This is a genomic window from Anaerobacillus sp. 63XJN7_4_ISO-PGPR-S23-413, assembly GCF_056173725.1.
This window is the reverse complement of record NZ_CM149688.1, coordinates 2,128,711-2,150,328: the sequence shown is the minus strand read 5'-3', so window position 1 is coordinate 2,150,328 and position 21,618 is coordinate 2,128,711. Positions and strand designations below refer to the sequence as shown.

Below are 21,618 nucleotides of genomic sequence, written 5' to 3'. Positions count from 1 at the left end.
ATTAAAAGGATTTATAACGTGCGCTCATTGATTTCAAATGCCGCTCTAACACCAGATTCAACTGCTCCTTCAATCCACCCGTGGAAATCTGATGTGTGCTCACCTGCAAAGTGAACTCTTCCTTCAGGTTTTTTTACGATGCTTTCAAATTCGGTAATTTGATTCGGTTTAAAGAGTGTAAAGCAACCTCCTGAGAATTGATTTTGACTCCAGCTAAATGATGCGCTCGTCAAGTACTCATCAAATACTTTAGGTCCATGTATTTTTGCAAGATCTTCAAGGGATTGTGTGATTTTTTGATCATCATTTAAGCTATTCCATAACATCGCGTTATCTTCCCAGCTATAACTTGCTAGTAAGACTCCAGCTCCTGGCTCATTACCTGTGCGACTAGGTGTATACGTATAGCGATTAGGAAAATCCGAAATGGTATTTGCACCATTCAACCCTTCTTTTTCCCAAAATCGGTCTTTAAATTCAATCCCAATTTTAATAGAAGCTACATAATGCAACTCACGGATCGCTTTCCATTTATCAAATGAAAAAGAACGGTACGGATAAACTTCTATAAATTGAAACACTGAAAAAGGCACAGTCATAAGAACATAATCGCTGTTAAACTTTTCAATAATTCCTGTTTGTTGATTCCTCGTCTGAATTTGAACACTTTGTGGTCTTTGAATGAGGCGGTGTACTTTTTGATTTAACAAGAGATTCTCTTCTAGCTCAGGTAGAAAAGACCGAGGCAATTGATCATTTCCACCAGTAATTTCGTTAAATTCCATGTCAGTATTAAAAACAGTATTTACGATATCGGTTAGAATGTCGATAAAGGATAGTTCCGAAAATCCTTCAATGCCTAAAAGTACTTTAACCATTCGAACAGCATTTGGAGATAGCGAAGGACCAATGGGATTGAAGCGAAGAAAATTCTCCATTGAATACTGATCAAATTTTTTACGAATGAATTTCTTTTGTTGAGCGTCACCTTCTTTATAAAGCAGTAAAAATGGATTAACTGCTGATAAAAATAATTCCGTAGCGGTTTTTCCTTTTTCGTGAGGTTCAACGGGAAATTGAAGGATATCAGGGTCTGCTTCGTATTTTTCTCTTGTAGTTCTAACTCCATTAGCATAAATGATATCTCTTGGAGAGGAATTCACGAAGCGATTCATTTTAAGTTGAAATCTTCTGATATATTCATACGTTAATTTGTGAGTTGTAGGAATACGCATAGCGCCAACATCAAGATAATTATCATCTGTAAATGGTTTTCTAAGAGTGTAAACCCTCCCGCCAACACGATCGTTTCCTTCTAGAATGGTAACTCGATGACCGGCCTTCTTTAACAAGGATGCTGATACTAGTCCTGCAACGCCAGCTCCCACAACAATAACGTTCGTTGGTGAAGACGATTTTTTCAATCCATTCTTAATGATATTAAGCATCTCGTTAGGGTATTGAGGCGTAGTGAATTCTCGAGACATCACCATCATCCTTTTTTCACTAACATATTAGTTACATTTAAAAACTATACGAACTAGTTTTTAACATCACTATTGCCTATAACTCCTTCGCCATGAGAAAATTTTTAAGTTGGATACCGTTTTTTTCAACTAGCTGACTTTTTACTAGTGAAAATCCTTGCTCTCTAAAAAACGGAACTGCCGTTATGCTTGCTTCCGTATGAAGCTGTTCCATATTGTTCAAACGTGCGGTCTGTTGCACTTTTTCTAAGAGCTCGGAAGCGATTCCTTTTCTTTGGTAGTCTTTATGAACATATAAACGGTCAAGCAGTCCTGAAGAGGTTAAATCGCAAAATCCTACGATCTGTTTGTCTAAGGTAGCAACATAAGTGAAGTTTCGTTCGAATTCCTCTCCCCATGATGCATGACGCCTATTAAGTTCAGTTTTATTAGCCCAGGCATTTACCTGTATGTTTGTATAGTCTCTCCGGTTAATAGAATGAACAGTGTCATAAAAAAGATCAATCATTTCTATTAAATCGTTTTCTTTAAAAGGCCTGATATGCATGCCATTCCCCTTCCGTGATTCTCTTTCTTTTTATTATAGAACCCAAGTGCAAACAACGCATCAAAAAAGACGGCAGATGCCGCCTCCGATAAGAGTCTATCCGTTCATACTTTCTACCATCATGGCCATGCCCTGTCCACCGCCAACGCATAATGTTGCGATTCCAAAGCGTTCGTTTCTCTTCTTCATTTCATATACCAAAGAGGTTAGAATGCGAGCACCTGTAGCACCGAGCGGATGACCTAATGCTATAGCTCCTCCATTTACGTTTACCTTGCTCATGTCTAATTCAAGTTCTCGAATAACAGCGAGTGCCTGAGCAGCAAAGGCTTCATTGAGCTCTATTAAACCGATCTCCTCGAGCGTTTTCCCTGTGCGTTCTAAAAGTTTCCGAAAGGCTGGAATTGGTCCGATTCCCATTATCTCAGGAGAAACCCCAGAAGTTGCCCAATCAACGATTCTAGCAATGGGTTGAAGCTCTAATTCTTTTGCTTTTATTTCAGTCATCACAAGCATGGCAACAGCTCCATCATTCCTCCCGCAAGAATTGCCAGCTGTCACCGTTCCGTTCTCTTTAAATACTGGTTTTAATTTGCCAAGTTTCTCAATTGTTGTGCCTGGACGAGGATGTTCATCTTGATCGACAAGATTCGTTTGACGACGATTTTGAATTTCGACCGGAACAATTTCATCTCTAAATTTACCCTTTTCAATCGCTTCTGCTGCTCGTCGCTGACTTTCTGCTGCAAAAGCATCTTGTTCATCCCGCGATATCTTGTAACGTTCGGCTACGTTTTCTGCTGTAATACCCATGCCAAGATGAGAACCATATTGTTCAACAGGCTGTTGTCCAGCTTCTGAATTAGAATCAACTAATTGCGTTTTGTCTCCTCCGAAACGGCTATTTCTTAAATAAATGGGAGCCTGACTTAAACTCTCTGTTCCGCCTGCGATCAGAATAGATGCCTGCTTTGATTGAATTTGTTGGACTGCTGAGGCGACAGACTGCATACCTGATGCGCAAAGTCGATTGATTGTAAATGCAGGAGAGGTTTCAGGAATGCCAGCACGTAATGAAGCGACTCTCGCTACATTAGATGATTCGGTTGTTTGTCTTACTTCTCCTAAAATGACTTCTTCTACTAAGTGAGGGGAAAGACCTGATCGAGCTAGTGTTTCTTGTATGGCATAGGTAGCTAACTTTCCAGAGTTTAGATTTTTAAAGACACCACCGTAGCGTCCTACTGGTGTTCGAACTGGTTCTACGATAACGATGTTTTCCACTCCTTTTTACCTCCTCATTTGTATTCTTTACGAAGTTGACCTGCAATGATGTTTTTCTGAATTTCTGATGTACCTTCATAAATACGGGTGATCCGAGCGTCACGGAAAAATCGCTCAATCGGATAATCTGAAATGTAACCGAGCCCTCCGTGAATTTGTAGAGCCTTGTCGGCGATTCTATTGTATACTTCAGATCCATACAGCTTTAACATTGCCGCTTCCTTAATGACCTTTTTTCCTTCTTCAACCATCCATGCGACACGATAAGTAAAAGATCGAAGTGCTTCAATTTCAACTCCCATTTCAGCTACCATATGGGCAACAGCTTGGTGTTCAATGATCGGCACGTCAAATTGGATGCGCTCCTCCACGTAAGACATGCATAAGTCCAATAGCTTTTGGGAAGATCCAAGATTACGAGCAGCAAGGCCTGCACGACCATTTGCCAAAATTTTTAATGCATTAACATACCCTTCTCCTACTTTTCCAAGAACATTTTCCTCTGGCACTTCACAATGATCAAAGATAAGCTCAGCTGAATGTGACCCTTTTAACCCCATTTTTTCTTCCACTGCACCAACTTGAAAGCCAGGGAAATCTTTTTCAACGATAAAGGATGTAATCCCCTTCGCACCTTGTGAAGGATCTGTTACAGCCATAACGGTAAAAACGCTCGCTTCTGTCGCGTTAGTAATGTAATGCTTCGTACCGTTTAGAATATATTTATTACCTTGTTTGACGGCTGTCGTTTTCAAGTTAGAAGCATTTGATCCTGCAGATGGCTCAGTAAGAGCAAAGGCTCCTATCATGTTTCCTCGTGCCATTTCGGGTAAATAATATTCCTTTTGTTTGGTATTACCGAGTTCAACAATTCCAACCGAACCAATTCCCGTATGTGCTCCAATTAAAGTAGTAAACCCGTTATGCGTTTTACCTAATTCTTCATATAGAGCGCATTTTCCAACCATTCCAATTCCAAGTCCGCCATATTCTTCTGGAATACTAAGACCAAATAGACCTAATTCTTTTGACATTTCGATAATGTGTTCTGGTATTTGATTTTCACGCTCAATGGTCATGGCTACTTTTTCTACTTCGTTTTCTACAAAGTTTCGGACAGTCGTTTTTAAATATTCGATGTCTTGATCGAGCTGAAAGTCCAATCTTAACCCTTCTTTCTATTAATATGTATAAAAGCCTCTTCCGCTTTTTCGCCCAAGTCTTCCTGCCTTCACGTACTTTGTTAAAATGGGACAGGGGCGATATTTTTCACCTAGTGTTTTGTATAAGTACTCCATATTGCGTAGTCGAGTATCAAGACCAACAAGATCAGCTAGTTCAAGAGGCCCCATTGGATGATTTAGACCAAGTTTCATGGCTTTATCAATGTCTTCGGGTGTAGCTACACCTTCCATCACCATATTCATCGCTTCGTTGCCAATTAGACAATTCATACGACTAACTGCAAAGCCTGGAAACTCATTGATTCTTACGCATTCTTTTCCAATGGTTTCTCCAAACCGCATCGCTTTATCAATGGTATCTTCAGATGTTTCTAGCCCACAAATGACTTCAATGAGCTTCATCTTTGGTACCGGATTAAAAAAATGAAGAGCAAGACATTGATCAGGGCGCATGGTTTGTGCGGCAATTTCGGTTGGACTCATTGTCGAAGTGTTTGTTGCAAGAATAGCGTGAGCTGGAGCAAACTCATCTAGTTGTTTAAAAATGCTTGTTTTTAATTCCATTACCTCAAGGACTGCTTCGATCACAAGATCACAATCGTAGACGGCTTCTTTCAATTCGTGTGTGAATTGTATTCCTTTGAATCTTTTTGTTGCTTGCTCTCTTGTTATTTTCTCTTTCTTGACCAAACGTTCAAATTGGTCTTTTACATAGATCTGTGCTTGCTTCAAAGCCTCGTCACTAACATCGTGCATTTTCACTGAAAGCCCTGCAGCTGCAGCTGAGAAAGCAATCCCTTTTCCCATTGTACCTGCCCCAACAACAGCAATTTTCGTCATCGTCATTTCTCGTCCTCCTAAAAAACACATAAGTGAAATCGCTTACATTTTGTACTACACTTACTTCTCGAAGAAGACAACTAGTTCCTTTTAGGATTCAAATTAAAAAGACCGTTCAGTTGTTTGAACGGTCTTTCATATCTAGAATGAAACTTGATCAGTCACGAAAATTTTCCCCGGATTTAGGATCCCATTAGGGTCAAGCGTTTTCTTCAATGCCAGCATGACTTCGAGAGAACCTCCATGTTCTTTTTGCTGATACTGAGCTTTGCCAGTACCTACCCCATGCTCACCAGTGCAAGTTCCGCCACGATCTAGAGCATAGTGCACTAGGTGTTGGTTTAGCTTGTTTGCCTTTTCAAGTTCAATGGGGTCATCGGGATTAATCATCACAATAGCATGATAATTCCCGTCCCCTACATGCCCCAGTAGAGCTCCGTCTAAATCAAATTTCTCGATGGCTTTTCGTGCATCGAGAATGGCGCCAGTTAACTCTGAAATGGGAACACATACATCTGTTACCATCATCTTTTTTCCTGGAGAACCATGACTAAAGGAGTAAGCAAGATTATGTCGCGCTTCCCAAAGAAGCGCTCTTTTCTTCGTATCGTGCTCAAATATAAATTCTTCGCAATCATTGTCTTCTGCGATGCTTTTGGCAAAGGTAACATCTTGATTTAACCCCGCTTCATTACCATGAAATTCAACAAATAACGTTGGTTTTTCGATATAGTTGGTTTCATTTGTTTTGTTCACCTGTTGTACTGAGCGTGCGTCTACTAGTTCGATTCTAGCGACCGGAATGGCTGCGTGAAGAATATTAGTAACGGTGGCTACAGCTCGCTCTACAGTTGGAAAAACGATTCGCCCTGCAAGCGTAGCTTCTGGTATGCCGTTTACGTTGAGTGTTAATTCTGTAAATGTCCCAAGTGTCCCTTCTGAGCCTACAAAAAGGCCATTTAAATGGTAACCTGATGAAGACTTTGCAGTCATGCTACCGGTATGGATGACCCGTCCATCGGCAAGAACAACTTCCATGTCTCGAACCTGATCACGCATTACACCATACCGTACTGAAGTGGTTCCGCTTGCATTTGTTGAGGCCATGCCACCTAACGTTGCATCCGCACCTGGATCTACTGTGAAAAAGAGACCGTGTTTTTTCAATTCTTTATTTAATTGTGAACGTGTGACACCTGGTTGGACGCGTACTAGAAAATCTTCTGGTCGAACTTCGAGAACTTGGTTCATCAATTGAAAATCAATTGAAATACCGCCATGATATGGAATCACATGCCCTTCAAGACTAGATCCCAAGCCAAATGGCACGATGGGAATCCTATGCTCATTGGCCGCTTTCATAATTTTACTTACTTGCTCGGTTGTTCTTGGGAAAACAACAACGTCCGGATCGTGTGGCGTATGATAAGATTCATCTTTGCTATGTTGTTCGAGAATCGTTGCATTAACACTAATTTGATCGTCGTCTATAAATGTTGAAAGCAAAGATACGATTTTCATATAGCTTTCCTCCACTCTTATGTAAAATTAACACTTTTCTGATAATACTCTCATTACTTTATCATTACTGTTTTCATAACGTCAATTCTTATAGCAATAAGTCAAAAAGAAAAGCCTGGCTTTTGCCAGACTTTAACAGTGTTACTTGTTTTCTTCTTCCGATTGTTCAATATTTTCTTGTGCTTCTTTTTCATTCTCTTCTTCATAAGCGGTGGCGACTTCATATTGGCTATCATATGTGCTGGGGTCCTCTTCTTTCTCATCTTTAGAGTCTTGATCATTAACTTGATCATTAGCGGAGAAAGAGTCGTATTGCCCTCTAGAAACAAAGCTTTCTAACATAGCTTTCAAATCCATTCCCGTTGATTCCTTCAGACTTGCTTGAAGACCTGTCATTGTTTTCGTGACGTTATCGGTTATTTTGGTTGAACCACTACTATTACTACCTCCTAGATCAATCACTTTCATTTCTGAAATCTGAGATAGCGGCTGAGCAATTTCGTGTGCATATTTCGGCAACATGTCAACAAGCATTTCAATAATCGCAGCATCACCGTAATTTTCCATTGCTTGAGCCATTAATTCTTTTGCTTCTGCCTCCGCTCGGCCACGTTCTCTAATAACTTCCGCTTCAGCTAGTCCTTTTTGCTTTTCAATATCAGCTTTTGTTTGTCCATCAATACGATCGCGCTCTGCTTCTGCTTCGGCATTTGCACGAATATCGTATGCATTTGAATCAGCCTGAGTTTTTCGACGCTTCTGTTCCTCTTGTTCCAATTCCACTTGACGTTGACGTTCAATGTACTGAACTTGCATCTCTTCTTCTTTTACTTTCTGATTTAATCTCGCCTGTTCTAGGTTGTAAGACTGTTCAGAACGTGCGCGCCCCTGTTCAATTTCAGCTTTGTACTCGGCTTCTTTCACATCTTTGTCTTTTTGAGAGCGTGCAATCTCAATTTGTCGTCTAATCTCATCTTCTTCTGCTTCTTGATCTGTTTTGGCTTTATGCATACGGGTTTCACGTCTTGCATTTGCTTCCGCAATATCAGCGTCTTTTCGTGCTTCCGCAATTCTTGGACGCCCAAGCGCTTCTAGATATCCATTCTCTTCATCGTCATCTTTTAATTCTTTTAAAGCAAACGACGTAATTTCAAAACCAAGATTTTTAAGATCTTCTTCAGCAATGTTTTTCACTTTTTTGTTCACTGAATTGAAGTCTTTGTAAATTTCGTCGACTGTAAGGGAAGAAATGATGGCGCGAAGGTGTCCTTCAAGAACTTCTTTTAATTCACGTTCTTTTTCTTTTTGAGGCTTACCTAGAAATTTTTCTGCATAGTTCGCGACAATTTCAAGTTTACTTCCAATACTAATCTCTGCGACACTTGTCGCTCTAATTGGAACACCTTCTGAAGTATAGGCTTTTGGTGAAGCAATTTCTAATTGAAATGATGTTAGATCAATCGGTGTACTTGTTTGGAATAGCTTTAATCGTATCCCGCCACCGCGTACAATTTTCATACTGCGGCCGTTGTCATCTACGAAGATTCGATTGTCTTTTTCAGCATCGCCTAGTTTTGGTCCTGTAATAATCAGCGCTTGGTTTGAGCTAGCGGTTTTGTATCTTCTTTTGAAAATAAAAAAGCCAATCCCACCAGCCACTAATAATATAAACAAAATGATACCGGAGATGATTAATCCGATAAATTCCATCATGCTTGCATCATCCTTTCGAAAAATTGTAAAGGTTGCTATGTAACTGCCTTCCTTAATTTCTACGATTTGGAACAAATAAAGTTTCAGAATTAATCGAATTAACGATTTTATTGCAAAAAGAAAACGAACCCGTGAATGGTTCGTTTCAAATGGAGAGTTATTTATTTAGTTTTATTGGTATCTTTTAAGTGTCGCTGATCCTTTCACAACTGTTTCTTCATTTTGATTAATAGCGAGCACATCAAAATAATACCGATCATTTTGAATGGAAACGAGTGATGATTGAAGAGTAATATCATCGTTTAAGAAAACCATTCCTTTAAAAGCAACAGAATAATCTTCTAGGAAACCTTCTTCAAAATAGGGAGTAAATAGCTTTGATAGGTTTCCCATCGTCCACATTCCGTGAGCAATGATACCTGGGAGCCCTGCTTTTGCAGCCTCTTCGTCAATCGTATGAATTGGGTTGAAATCTCCGGATGCCCCGGCATATTTAATAAGATCTAACCTTGAAACAGGAGGGAGAGTGATTTCTAGCTGTGTCCCCACTTCAAAGTCATTAGCCATCTTCATGATTTCATCCCCTTTCTCACTGCTTCAGTAATAATAACCACTTGCTCTTCTGTAAAAATGAGTTTTCCATTTGGCTCTTCTCCGTATCGTTTTAGTATGAGAAAACCAAGCAAGCCGCTCTTTCCTTTTCGCTCATAATAGTTTTCAAGTGATGTCGAGCACATCACCGTTTCTCCAACTAGAAGTGGACGCTCATAGTGAAATGATTGTTTTCCGTGAATCAATCCGACATTTGGTAAATCAAATCCGTTTATTTCTCCATAGTCAAATACTCTTGGATATGTAGGCGGCGCGATGTTTGCTCCGTATCTTGAGCGCATTCCTACTGCTTCATCGATATAAATAGGCGATTCATCTCCAATTGCTTTTGAGAACGCTTTCAACGAACCGCGCTCAACAATGTTTTTTACAGGATTGGACCGGGTCCCAATGAGCGATTCAAACATAAATACCCTCCTAAGCGTATTGTCCTACTTTCACATGCCCTTTCAGCAGGTTTCTAGCAATGATTAATCGTTGAATTTCATCCGTTCCGTCATAGATCCTCCAAAGGCGAGCTTCTCGGTACCAGCGTTCAATTGGTAGCTCTTTCGTATAGCCCATACCACCATGAATTTGTAAAACGCGGTCTACAACGCGATTCCCCATGTTAGATCCATATAATTTCGCCATCGATGCAAGTTGTCGATTATCTTTCCCTTCATCAAGTGTATACGCTGCGTTAAGCACCAGCCATTTAGCGGCCTCTATTTCAACAGCTGAATCGGCGATTTGCCATTGAATCGCTTGACGTTCTGCGATGGGCTTTCCAAATGTTTCTCTTTCATTTGCATAGTCAATCGCCATTTTCAACAATCTTTCGCCTGCTCCTACCGCTGTCGCACCAACAATCCAGCGAGCAAACCCGATCCACTCAAGTCCGAGATTGTATCCTCCATCTACTTCACCAAGGATATTTTCGTGTGGCACACGTACATTGTCAAAGACTAGGCCAGCAGGTCCCCATTCTCCCATTGTGTGGATGTATTCAGATTTCCATCCCATCTCTCGGTCCGCAATAAAACACGTGACACCATCTCTACCTGTAGCTGCGTGTTTTTCTTTATCTGTAATGGCAATAACCATCACAAAATCTGCTTCATTTCCGCCAGTGATAAACGTTTTCTCTCCGTTAAGAACCCAATTATCCCCATCCCGTACTGCAGTCATTTTAATGTTGCGCGTATCTGATCCCGCGCCGGGTTCTGTCATAGCGAAGCATGATTTTTTTTCACCATTAATGGTCGGCAGGAGGTACTTTTCCTTCTGCTCTTCATTGGCGTAATACAAGATATTGTCTGCTGATCCACCAAAACGAAACGGGACAAATGTTTTAGAAACTTCCATCATCACAATGGCAAGCATCATTTGACCAAGGTCAGCGCCACCATATTCCTCTGGTGTATTAATTCCCCAGAATCCTGCTTTTTTCGCTTTTTGCTGAAGCTCCTCCATCTTTTCGGCGGATACGCCTGGCTTTCCTGCACGTTCATTTCGAAGTACATCATTTTCTAAAGGGATTAACTCATTTTCTACAAATTTCCGAATCGTTTTTTGAACCATCACTTGTTCGTCAGTTAATCGTAAATCCATCGGTCATCTCTCCTTGTGAGTTTATCATATTTAGACGATTACTTACTAACCGGTTAGTATCTTGATTCGACAAAGTAAAGAGACCTCCTTCTTCATTATGTAGATTCTTGAAATTTTTTCAATAAAAAAGCGAAAGAGTCACGTACATGACCCTTTCACCTGCTGTACTATTTTCCAATAAACATCTGTGTCCAATAATGACCATCCTGAGCAAGTCCCACCCCAATGTGAGTAAAACTGCTGTTCATGATGTTTTTACGGTGACCTTCACTTTTCATCCAAGCATCAACCACGGCTTCTGGTGATTGCTGACCTTGTGCGATGTTTTCTCCAGCCGTATTAAAATCTACGCCGAAGTCCCTCATCATATCAAATGGAGATCCGTACGTAGGGCTTGTGTGAGAAAAGTAATTTTTTTGCTGCATGTCGCGTGATTTTTCCTGTGCGACATCGCTTAATGATGGCATTGCTTTTAGTGCAGAAAGCCCTTGCTTTTTTCGTTCTTTGTTTGTTAAATCGATCACTTGCTGGACTTCTTTCGTGATTTCCCCTGATGGTTCGGAGGTTGGAGACTTCTCTTGATTCGGTGCGGCTTTTTGATTTGACTCTGATTGACCTGTATTTTGATCAGGTCTCATTTTTTGTTGACGCTGTTGTTCTTCCTTGCCACCGATTCCGTATTGCTCTGGGAATCCTTCAGGTAAATATTCTCTTGGATCAACATTAGGAAGTGCTTCATTGAATTCGAACTGACCATCCTGAACCATTTCACCATGAGGGAATTTACCACTTGGTGTTTCAGTGCTATATGAATTAGGATCGATCGTTAGCTGACCACTGTTTATTCGCTGAATACCCTCTGTAGGTGAACTAGTTTTATTGATATTTAACGCTTCATCGTTATTATTCGCATTACATGCTCCAAGAAGCAATAAACCCGGCAATAATAACGGCATTAACTTTTTGTACATACGTTGCCCTCCTTTGATTCTTTTGTTACCGTCTTAGTTTTTCTATTAGAGGGCAAAGTATTTGTGGTAAAAATCGAGAATACCGAGAGCATTTAACATGTAAAAAATCCCCCTCATAATAATGAGGAGGACTGTACGATCAGCCTGTATTTCGTAGGCCAGCCGCAATTCCATTGATTGTGAGGAGAATTTCTTTCAGAAGCTCGTCGTCCTCACTACCGTTGGATCGATACGTTGAGATAAGTTCCACTTGGAGAGAACTTAGTGGATCAACATACGGATTTCGTAAACGGATCGAATCTTTAATGTTTGGCGTACCATCAAGTAATTCTTCCTGTCCGGTAATCGTTAAAATGACATCTTTTGTACGATGGTATTCATCGACGATTTTTCCGAAGATGCGGTTCGCTAGGTGTTCATCATCAATTAAGAACATATATTTTTCTGCTGTAGCGAGATCTGCTTTCATTAATCCCATTTGCAAGTTATCGATAAGAGATGCAAAGAACGGCCAATTCGCATACATTTCTTTTAGACTGCTTAATCCTTCTTCTGTTGCAGCGAACTCGGTAAGACCGGTACCTGACGCATACCACGCTGGCATTAACTGGCGACTTTGAGTCCAAGCGAATACCCATGGGATTGCACGTAAGTCATCGAAGTGGTCTGTACCTTTTCTGCTCATTGGACGGGAACCAATGTTTAATGCGCCAAGTTCTGGTAATGGCGTTCCTTGTTTAAAGTAAGCCAGGAACCCATCATCCTCAAATACGAGGGATTGATAAGATTTAAGGGAAACAGCCGAAATTTCTTCCATAATTTCATGCCACTTCTCTTGTCTAACATCTTTTTCGATCCCTGATACGGCAGATGATAACAAGGTTGTCGTCGCTTGTTCTAGACTTCGATAAGCAATATCGTAAAGCAAGTAACGAGAAGATAGAACCTCTCCTTGCTCCGTAATCTTTACACCAGCCGTATATGTTTCAGGAGGTTGCGACAATAGACTTCTTCGTAGTGGACCGCCACCACGGCCAAGCGCTCCACCGCGACCATGGAAGAATTTAAGTCGAAGGTTACGGTCAGAAGCGATCCGACTAATTTCTTGTTGAGCTTGATATAGCTTCCAGTTAGCTGTTAGTGTTCCACCATCCTTGCTTCCATCGGAATACCCCAGCATAATTTCCTGATGTTGATCATGCTTTTCTAAGTGATGTTTGTAGACTGGAAGATCAAAGAGCTTCTCCATAATAGCAGGACCAGCTTTAAGATCATCGATTGTTTCAAGTAAAGGAGCAATATTTAAATCACTTTCAACGCTACCGTCTGCGTGTAGACGGTAAATATTTGCTTCCTTAGCAAGAACGAGTACCTCAAGAAGGTCACTAGCTGATTCGGTCATACTGATTAAGTATACAGAAATTGATTGAGGACCAAACTCTTTGTGAGCTTTTTTAATCATCGTAAAGATATCGAGTATTTTTTGTGTTTTCTCCGAATAATCCTCATAGGTAGAAAGAACTGGTCGTGGGTCTTCAAGAAGACGATTGAGTAACTGAACCTTTTCTTCTTCATCTAATTCGGCGTAATTCTCAGCCAGATTTACACGACTTAAAATTTCTGCGATAGCCCCCTCATGTTCACCGCTATGGTTTCGAACATCTAAAGTAGCGAGATGAAAACCAAAAAGAGATGCCTGACGAATAAGCTTATTCAACTCTGTGAAGTGGGACCCTTCAGGAAAGTGCTGTTTCAAGCTATTTCCTATTAACTTCAGATCTGTTATAAATTCTTCTGAGTTTTTGTATCCGTTCTCACGATTAACGCGCTGAAGTTTTTCTAATACATAAGCAAGCTTTACGCGATAAGCTTCATGTGGAACGCCCCACTCTTTCGTATCAGGTATGCGATTTTGATCTTCTTCAATTGATTTTGTCAATTCTGGACAAATGGCGATGCGGTTCGTCGACTGGCTTAGCTGCCGCATTAAATTTTTCACTGAGTCTTTGTATTTTGTAATGACTACATCCCGTTGTCTTTCGAGCGTATTCCATGTCATCTCAGGGGTAACGAATGGATTTCCGTCTCGATCCCCACCTATCCATGAACCAAATTTCAAAATGTTAGGTACTTCCCATTTAGCATCAGGGTAATGGTCACGCAAACACTCTTCAAGCTCTTGATGAATTTGAGGAAGCACTTCAAATAACGTTTCCTCAAAATAAAACAGTCCCATATTCACTTCATCCATCACAGAAGGCTTCTTATGACGTAACTCGTCCGTTTGCCATAGTGTTGTGATTTCATTCAATAGATCAGCCTTTAATGCCTTTTGCTCTCGTTTTGTAAGTAAAGGATTGTCTAGCTGTTTAAGTGATGTTGCAATTCTTTTATGAATTTCTAGCACAGATCGTCTTGTCGCTTCAGTTGGATGTGCTGTAAGGATTAATTCCAATGAAATGGAAGATAGCGTATCTTCAATCAATTCCCCAGGAACATTATTCTTTTTAAGTAAGGCAATAGCATGAGGAATTGAACCAGGTTGCGACTGCTCTTCTTCTAACATTTGATAATCTCGACGTCTGCGAATTCTGTGATTTTGTTCCGCAATATTGACAAGATGAAAATAAAGGGCAAATGCTCGAATAACCTGTTTTCTCATAGGAGGTTGGAGCGTTTGGATCGTTTCTTTTAATTGTTGAGAAGTTTCCAAATCAGCAACATTCCGAAGAGATTTTGTTTTCTCGCGAATGGATTCCACCATATCTAGAAGTTCTTTGCCGCCATGCTGCACTAAAACGTCACCGAGTAGGCTTCCCAGCATGTTAATGTCACGCCTTAGGGCAACGTGGTGACTTTGTTGAGTTGAATGTGCCGTATCAATTGTCATGTCCGATCAACCTTTCTTTTTCTTCTAATAACTTAATACCAAATATTAAAAATATTTCAATAAACTTATTATAAACAAGAAATTTTATTCTTGTCATCTTTTATGACACCGTTTTTTGGAATGGATATAAGGCCTTAGTACTGGTAATAAAGGAATGAAAACGGATACAAATATTTTTTTATTTTTTTGCATTTTCATAAAAAAATCCGCAATAGTATGCGGATTTTTTGGTGTTTATATGCTTATGGTTACCCCTGTTACTAAATAGAAAACTTATGTTTAAAACGTTCTATTTTTTTATTCTCTCCTACCATCAAAATCACATCCCCTTTTTGGAAAGCCACTTCGGCATAGCGACTTAAGATGGGGGCTTCTTTTCGCAAGATGAGAGAAATGTTTAACTCGTATTTTCTAGAGAAATCAAGTTCAAGTAATGTTTTTCCAATCAGTTCTTCTGGTACCTCTACTTCAATAGCTGATACATTCTTCGTAATTTCAATGTATTCAAGGACGTTAGGCATCATGATTTGTTTGGCCACTTTCATCCCTGCTTCTTCCTCAGGATATATGACCTGATCAGCCCCTAAGTTAGACAGGATTTCTCCTATTTCTCGACTCACTGCTTTAGTAATAATTTTCTTTGCTTTTCGGTCACGAAGACGATTTGTAATTAAAATAGCTGAATAGGCATCAGTTCCTATAGCTACAAAAACAGCATCGTACTGTTCTACGTTTAAATCATCCATCACTCGATTTTCTCTTAAATCACCAACGATTGAATGTGTTGTGTAGTCATCTATATCTTCTAGCGGTCCCTCATCTTTATCACAAACGACAACATCACATTTTTGCTCATATAGTTCACGAATAATGCCTTTCGCAAATCGACCAGCACCGATCACTAGAAATTGTTTTCGCATGACTTCTCACTCCTTAACCTACGGCCAAATCTTCTTTAATATAGCGCGTTTTTGATTTTTCTATTTTAAATACAGCGTATATGAAGCTAAATACACCAATGCGCCCAATAATCATTAGCATACATAATAGCAACTTTGAAACTCCTGCAAGTTCACTCGTAATCCCCATCGATAAACCAGTGTTTGTTAAAGCAGATATAACCTCAAATGCAACTAAAATGATTTCTTGAGACTCAAATATGGACAGAATTATGGTTGAAAATCCAAATAAAAAGATAAAGCTTAAAAAGATCAAAAAAGATTTATTAATCGAGTCCTGCGAAATGGTCTTCTTAAATAGCGTGGTATATTCTTCAGATTTTGCTACTGACACCATTTTTGCTACAAGAACCGCAAAGGTTGTTAAGCGAAGACCCCCGCCGGTACTTGAAGATGCCCCACCAATAAACATTAATGTCATTAGTATGAGAACAGTTGTGATATTAAGTGTTGAAATGTCTACCGTTGTTAAGCCGCCATTCCGTGATGTAGCTGATAGAAAAATCACGTTTACGAACTTATCCCATATTGGCAAATGGCCAAAAACGCCATTTTGTTCTAAAGTGAAATATATGACAACCCCCACAAGAAACAGCGAACTATGAAGACGGATGTTCACTTTTGTAAACAAGCTTTTCTTTTTTCGAAAGCCGAGTATGTATTCTACAATAGTAGGAAAACCGAGGCTTCCTAGAAAGATCATCGTTGCTGAAGTCAACAGCAAGAGCCAATTGTGTTGATAAGAAATCAAACTATTTCCAAATAAATCAAACCCAGCATTCGTAAAGCTCGCTACACTGTGAAATACAGTAACAAAAACAGCTTCTTTAACTGAGCTATATTGCTCACTTATCCCATCGAACATGAGACTAAAACCAATGGCTTCTACCGTTAACGCGATCATTAAAACGGAAATACTTAATGAACGAATGGTTCTTAACTGCGACTGGTTTTGGTCTTTCGATAGAAGGACCATACTTGACATTGTTAGTTTCTTACCCATCATTAAAAATAGGTAGCTGACGAGTACGAGGATTCCAATGCCTCCTAGTTGCATTTCAATAATCAATAAGACCTGTCCAACTCGTGTAAAGTCAGACGAGATGTCAACGGAAGATAATCCTGTAACGCTGAGCGCACTAGTTGATATAAAGAGAGAGTCAACGACCTGTAATGAGCCATAGTGGGAAAACGGCAGCATATAAAAGGTCGCAAATAAAATAATAGTACCGACATACATTAAGAAAATATAGCGGAAGGATTGAATCGTTGATTTATTTTTTAGCATAGCATCTCTCCGTACTGTTGATCTAAATGATTCATTCAATATAACATGAAAAAAAGCCTTTGCGTATTATTCACAAGAAAACCACTTAAGCAGAATCTAAGTGGTTCGAACTGATTTTCGTTTCAAATAATCGATTAGGCCAAGAGCACATACTTGTAAGTCTACTTTTATGTAATCATATACAGGATGATCGGAAGGTACTCCTTTTATTGAAAGCTTACTTGCCACATGTGCTAATAGCGCTTTTGAAAGATGCTCAGTAATTGGCGCCTCTTTCTTTTGCATGAGGTCATTTGTTATTCTCAGAAAATCGGATAACCAGCCTTTTAATTGAGCCATTACCTCATCTCGGTTAGATGTTTTTCCATAATGACCGAAATAAATGGCGTCTGGCTCATAGGACACGATTTTTTCAGCAGATGCTAGCATTGCGTCTGGATCGAATTGATTTGGTGATGTTGATGGAAGATAAAGTTCAACATCGAGCTGCGGATAATAAACTCCCATCGTATCACCTACAAACACCCCGTTCGTTTTTGAGTCATAGATCGAGAAATGGTGTTTGGCATGTCCTGGAGTATCCATGAAAGTTAACATTCGATTCGGCCCAATTCGCATCGTGTCCATGTCATTCATGGCGATTAGCCGGTCTTCTTGAATCGGAATTATTGGTTCGAATAACTCCTGGAATTTATTCCTATAAACAGCTTTTGCTCCTTCAATTAAGCGAGATGGGTTTTCTAAATGGCGAATCCCTTTTGGATGAACAAAAACACGAGCATTGGGACATTTTTCAAGAAATAGCCCTGTCCCTCCAGCGTGATCGAGATGGATATGAGTGACAATGATGTTGCGAACCTCTTCTAAATTGATTTGGAGTTTTTCTAACCCGCTAATTAAGTAAGGAATCGAAGGACTCGCGCTAGTTTCAATGATTGTAAGTTCTTCCTCATGCAGGACATAAGAACCCGTCCTTAGTTCAAGGGAGAGGTCATAGAGATCAATAAGAGATAAATCTTCCCTTATCATTTCGGGTTTTGCGTTCATGGCTTTTCCCTCCAATAATGAATGGTAACGTTCTATATTGAAGGTCTTCTCGATCATTATCAAAAATCCTCTCTAAATAAAGAGTCAGGATATGGATTGATTCGTTTATTAATTAAGATGGCGTGTGGAATGGAACTTTTCATTTAACCATTTGTCTCCATCTCTTTTAAGAATCGTTAAAGAAGTATTTACAATATGATTTTCATGATTTAGTTCAGGTAGGGTGCTTTTAAAGAAATGTCTAAGAAAAGAACCGTGGCTAACTACTAGCACATTTAAACCGGAGTATTTATCATGAAAATCATTTACTGCCGCATGTGCGCGTTCAACAACAAGATGAGCTTTTTCAATACCGAGATCTAATTCGCGCCAGTTTTCTCCCCATTTCTTAATACGTTCTTGCTCTGTAGTTCCTTCAATCTGCCCACCGCCGGCCTCTCGTAAGCGATGATCGGTTATCACTTTCAGGTTGAGCTTTTTGGCGATGATCTCTGCTGTTTCTTTAGCTCGTGAAAGATCACTTGAGAAGACCACATCCCACTTGTCGTTCTTTAACCAGTCTCCAAGCTTCGCTGCGTCACTGCGACCTTGATCGTCAAGATGAATGTCTGAGCTACCTTGAGCTCTTTTCTCTTTATTCCATGCTGTACTCCCGTGGCGTATAAATCCAATCCTCATGTATATTCCCCTCTCGCTTGTTCCTACTTAATAAGATTCTATCGTTTTAGTAATAAGGTGAGTGATATCCCTTACCCTGTTTTCCCCACATACTGGTCGATCAAGCAAGCTACAAAGCGCAACGAGGTCTGCCAGTTTGGCAAGCTTTTGCCATTGTTTTGGCAGGGTGATTCCTCTGTTTAATAATCCTTGCTGAATTCCTTCTTTAAATGATGTCATGTGATCAAATTCGTATCGAATCATGTTACCTAAATCAAAATAAATGCTACCTGATAAGGCAAATTCCCAATCTAGAACGGCGCTTACTTCTGTTCCGTCCATTAGTACATTAAGTCCATTATAATCCCCGTGAACAAGGCAGGATTCGCTTTAATCTTGCTCAAGCAAATAGGCATTGTTCCTTACAAATGACATCACTCTATCAGTTAGAGTAAGAGATAACCATTTGGAAGCATGATGATTAAAAAAGGATTCAATGGTTGAGATGAATGAGGTTGGTGTTAATTGAAATTCATCTCTTACTTCAAGCGTTGAATCAAGAAAACCATATGTATTAAAACGCAGTTCTCTCATTGAGGCAAGCTGTTCTCCAATGGATTGCCCCATTGCTTTCATATGTTGTTGAGACGAAGTAGATAGATGGTCTCGCAGCAAGGAGCCTTCTTTCCATTCAAGAATACCAATATGATATCCATTCCACTTTGTGATATGAAGAAAAGCTGGTGCTCGCACATCTTTTGGCAAGGATCTGTGAACTTCATATTCCCGTTTCAAGCTTTCCTGGTTTCTAGCCACTCTGATAACAACAGAGCTATGATGAGCAATATCGATTTTATAATTCGTATGACTTAAACCTCCAGAAAGCTGGGTCGTGGTATTTACCTTTAGATGTGGCTGATAGCTTTTTACGATTGATGTTATCGCTTCATCAGGTAAATGAATGATCGAATGATGTCTTTCCCAATTTGTTTTCATGCCACACCTCCCTTTATCTATCATAACAACTTCAATATAAAAAAGCTCTTTCTCGTTTGAGAAAGAGCTTTTTATTATTTCCAGTTGATTGGTAAAGGTAAAACATCTTGGACTTGTTGTTCATACTTTATCACTTGATCTTCTGTCATCCAAATACAGACGACACCATGATCTGCACTACTTCGAATTAAACGACCAATTCCCTGTCGTAAGCGAAGTAACATGTAGGGAAGATCCACGTCGCTTACTGGATCTTCTGAATGACTTCGTTTCGCCTGGAAAACAGGGTCATTTGGAGGGAATGGTAATGACGAGATTAGAACCTGAGTAAGTGATTCACCCGGTACATCAAGTCCCTCCCATAGATGATACGAGCAAAGAACAGCAGAATGATCTCGTTGAAATGCCTTGACCGTTTCGCTTATTTCACGGTCTCCTTCATAAATTAGGTTAAACGTCCAGCTTTGTTGGTCTGCCCACTCTCTAAACCTATTCATTTCTTCTAGCGAAGAGAATAGCAGCAATGAATGACCTTTATTCAGGTGAAGGGAATGGCCCATCTCTTCCCATTTTTGATGTTCATTTTCAGCTACAGAACCATTCATTTTCATCTGTGCTTCATAATCAAACGGCGAATTTACAGAGAAGGAAGCATGTTTCTGAATGCCTAAGCTGCTTGCTATATAAGAGAAATCTCCAGCTTGCGAAAGCGTTGCTGATGAGAAAACAAATGGGATCTTTTGTGAAAATACTTCTTTTCGCAAAATGTCTTCTACAAGTCTTGGCATAATGACAAGAGAAGTCTGGGTTTCAGTTTCTTCAAGCCAATGAATGCCCTCTCCATCCTGGAGTAGCGTTCTTAAGCCATATGAGAAGAACTCGAGGTATTCTTCCATAATCTTGACATGGTAGTCTTCCATTACATAAAGCTCTGAATCGAAAACAAGCTGCTCTAACAAAGCATCAACTTTCTCAGCAATCGCTTTTGCAATTTCTATCATCGTTTCAGTTCGTGGGACATCTTTTCGAATCGAACCTTCTACAGCGATCGCGGACTGACTAAGATGAGCGAACCAGTTATCGTGAAGCTCCAGGATCTCTTCAACTAATGTAAGCGATTCTTCTCTTACATCCTGGTCCATGTAGCCTGTAAGAATACTGGATAGAGTTTCCGAATGAAAACGATACGTCAAGCCTTTTTGTGCTGAGAATTCCAATAAATGGCCTTCATCAAATACAACTGTGCTAGCTTCTGGGAGTAAAGGAAGTTGTCCTTCACGTTTACGTGAGTCTTTCGTCCAGATATGTTCCATATAGAAATCATGAGAACAAATAATCAAATCGCTTGAATGACGATAATATTCACGATTTAACGTTTGGCCACAGCGATGACGCCAGTCACATGTTGAACATTGTTGCAGTGGATCCCACGCAATTTTTTCCCATTTATCATTTGGTACCCAAGGGTATTCTTTCCGATCGCCATAGCGATGGAAAGACTTCATTGATGCAGCTGGTTCATAAACAAACTCTGGTATTTCATCGTGCACACTTAAGATGTCTTCATCGTCAGTACGATGAGAAAGATAGTCTAGCTTTTTCACACAAACATATTGCTCTCTAGCCTTCGCTAGACGAACATCAACAGTTAAACCAAGTGCTTTCTCAAGCTTCTCAATATCTCCGCCTTCTTTCACTAGCTGCTCAATAAGTGTTTCATCCGCACATGAAATAATCGCAGGTTTTCTTGTATACCTCGCATAGCAAATGGCATACAACAAATATACAAACGTTTTCCCTGTTCCAACGCCTGCTTCAGCAAACACCACGCTCTTATTTTTAAAGGCCTGTTCAATTTGAAAAGCCATAAAGATTTGTTCATCTCGAAGCTCATATCCATGCTCCGGTAAAATGTCGTAGAATACGTCGCCAACATAGTCGCCGAGTTTCTCGAAAAAGGAATCTTCCTTTGTGATTTCAAAAGGTAATGGTTGAGTCATGTACGGTCTCCTCTTCTAGCTTGATCCGT

General features: G+C 39.9%; 18 protein-coding genes and 1 pseudogene. All 19 read right to left on the bottom strand.

All coding sequences use genetic code 11. The annotated features are described in order from the left end of the window. Positions 1–11: 11 nt before the first annotated feature. Positions 12–1,487, bottom strand: coding sequence for a flavin monoamine oxidase family protein (locus AC0VYO_RS11500; protein WP_430246543.1), 1,476 nt, complete (start codon positions 1,485–1,487; stop codon positions 12–14). A 76-nt stretch (positions 1,488–1,563) separates the two neighbouring features. Beyond that, positions 1,564–2,034, bottom strand: coding sequence for a GNAT family N-acetyltransferase (locus AC0VYO_RS11495; protein WP_194221706.1), 471 nt, complete (start codon positions 2,032–2,034; stop codon positions 1,564–1,566). Between the two features lie 96 nt (positions 2,035–2,130). After that, the gene (locus AC0VYO_RS11490) at positions 2,131–3,318 is read right to left on the bottom strand and encodes a thiolase family protein (protein ID WP_475367552.1); all 1,188 of its coding nucleotides are present in this window, start codon (positions 3,316–3,318) and stop codon (positions 2,131–2,133) included. A 14-nt stretch (positions 3,319–3,332) separates the two neighbouring features. Next, positions 3,333–4,481 (bottom strand): acyl-CoA dehydrogenase family protein, encoded by a 1,149-nt coding sequence (locus AC0VYO_RS11485; protein ID WP_475367551.1) that lies wholly within the window; start codon positions 4,479–4,481, stop codon positions 3,333–3,335. Between the two features lie 18 nt (positions 4,482–4,499). Continuing rightward, a complete protein-coding gene (locus AC0VYO_RS11480) occupies positions 4,500–5,372 on the bottom strand; it encodes a 3-hydroxyacyl-CoA dehydrogenase family protein (protein ID WP_475367550.1) in 873 nt (290 codons plus the stop codon). Between the two features lie 111 nt (positions 5,373–5,483). Next, a complete protein-coding gene (locus tag AC0VYO_RS11475) occupies positions 5,484–6,863 on the bottom strand; it encodes an FAD-binding oxidoreductase (RefSeq protein ID WP_475367549.1) in 1,380 nt (459 codons plus the stop codon). 141 nt (positions 6,864–7,004) lie between these two features. After that, positions 7,005–8,576, bottom strand: a complete 1,572-nt coding sequence (locus AC0VYO_RS11470) for a flotillin family protein (protein WP_475367548.1) — start codon at positions 8,574–8,576, stop codon at positions 7,005–7,007. Between the two features lie 171 nt (positions 8,577–8,747). After that, positions 8,748–9,149, bottom strand: a complete 402-nt coding sequence (locus tag AC0VYO_RS11465) for a MaoC/PaaZ C-terminal domain-containing protein (RefSeq protein WP_475367547.1) — start codon at positions 9,147–9,149, stop codon at positions 8,748–8,750. Next, positions 9,146–9,595, bottom strand: coding sequence for a MaoC family dehydratase N-terminal domain-containing protein (locus AC0VYO_RS11460; RefSeq protein WP_475365219.1), 450 nt, complete (start codon positions 9,593–9,595; stop codon positions 9,146–9,148). Before AC0VYO_RS11460 ends, AC0VYO_RS11465 begins: the two co-directional genes overlap by 4 nt. 10 nt (positions 9,596–9,605) lie before the next feature. After that, positions 9,606–10,781 (bottom strand): acyl-CoA dehydrogenase family protein, encoded by a 1,176-nt coding sequence (locus AC0VYO_RS11455; RefSeq protein ID WP_475367546.1) that lies wholly within the window; start codon positions 10,779–10,781, stop codon positions 9,606–9,608. Between the two features lie 167 nt (positions 10,782–10,948). Then, positions 10,949–11,752 carry a CAP domain-containing protein gene (locus AC0VYO_RS11450; protein WP_430246527.1) on the bottom strand — a complete coding sequence of 268 codons (804 nt, stop codon included), beginning with the start codon at positions 11,750–11,752 and terminating at the stop codon, positions 10,949–10,951. A gap of 139 nt (positions 11,753–11,891) precedes the next feature. After that, a complete protein-coding gene (gene ppc, locus AC0VYO_RS11445; RefSeq protein ID WP_475367545.1) occupies positions 11,892–14,642 on the bottom strand; it encodes a phosphoenolpyruvate carboxylase in 2,751 nt (916 codons plus the stop codon). A gap of 260 nt (positions 14,643–14,902) precedes the next feature. Further along, positions 14,903–15,562, bottom strand: coding sequence for a potassium channel family protein (locus AC0VYO_RS11440; RefSeq protein ID WP_475367544.1), 660 nt, complete (start codon positions 15,560–15,562; stop codon positions 14,903–14,905). Between the two features lie 13 nt (positions 15,563–15,575). Next, on the bottom strand, positions 15,576–16,889 hold the full coding sequence (locus AC0VYO_RS11435) for a TrkH family potassium uptake protein (protein ID WP_475369028.1): 1,314 nt from the start codon (positions 16,887–16,889) through the stop codon (positions 15,576–15,578). Between the two features lie 96 nt (positions 16,890–16,985). After that, positions 16,986–17,936 carry an MBL fold metallo-hydrolase gene (locus AC0VYO_RS11430; RefSeq protein ID WP_475369027.1) on the bottom strand — a complete coding sequence of 317 codons (951 nt, stop codon included), beginning with the start codon at positions 17,934–17,936 and terminating at the stop codon, positions 16,986–16,988. A 108-nt stretch (positions 17,937–18,044) separates the two neighbouring features. Further along, complete coding sequence (locus tag AC0VYO_RS11425; protein WP_475369026.1) at positions 18,045–18,614, bottom strand: histidine phosphatase family protein; 570 nt, start codon at positions 18,612–18,614, stop codon at positions 18,045–18,047. 27 nt (positions 18,615–18,641) lie between these two features. Further along, positions 18,642–18,968 (bottom strand): annotated as a pseudogene (locus AC0VYO_RS11420) (phosphotransferase); the annotation flags it as partial. A gap of 15 nt (positions 18,969–18,983) precedes the next feature. Then, positions 18,984–19,589: a phosphotransferase gene (locus AC0VYO_RS11415; protein ID WP_475369025.1), complete on the bottom strand. Its 606-nt coding sequence runs from the start codon at positions 19,587–19,589 to the stop codon at positions 18,984–18,986. A gap of 74 nt (positions 19,590–19,663) precedes the next feature. Beyond that, the gene (locus tag AC0VYO_RS11410; RefSeq protein ID WP_475369024.1) at positions 19,664–21,589 is read right to left on the bottom strand and encodes an ATP-dependent DNA helicase; all 1,926 of its coding nucleotides are present in this window, start codon (positions 21,587–21,589) and stop codon (positions 19,664–19,666) included. Positions 21,590–21,618: the final 29 nt, after the last annotated feature.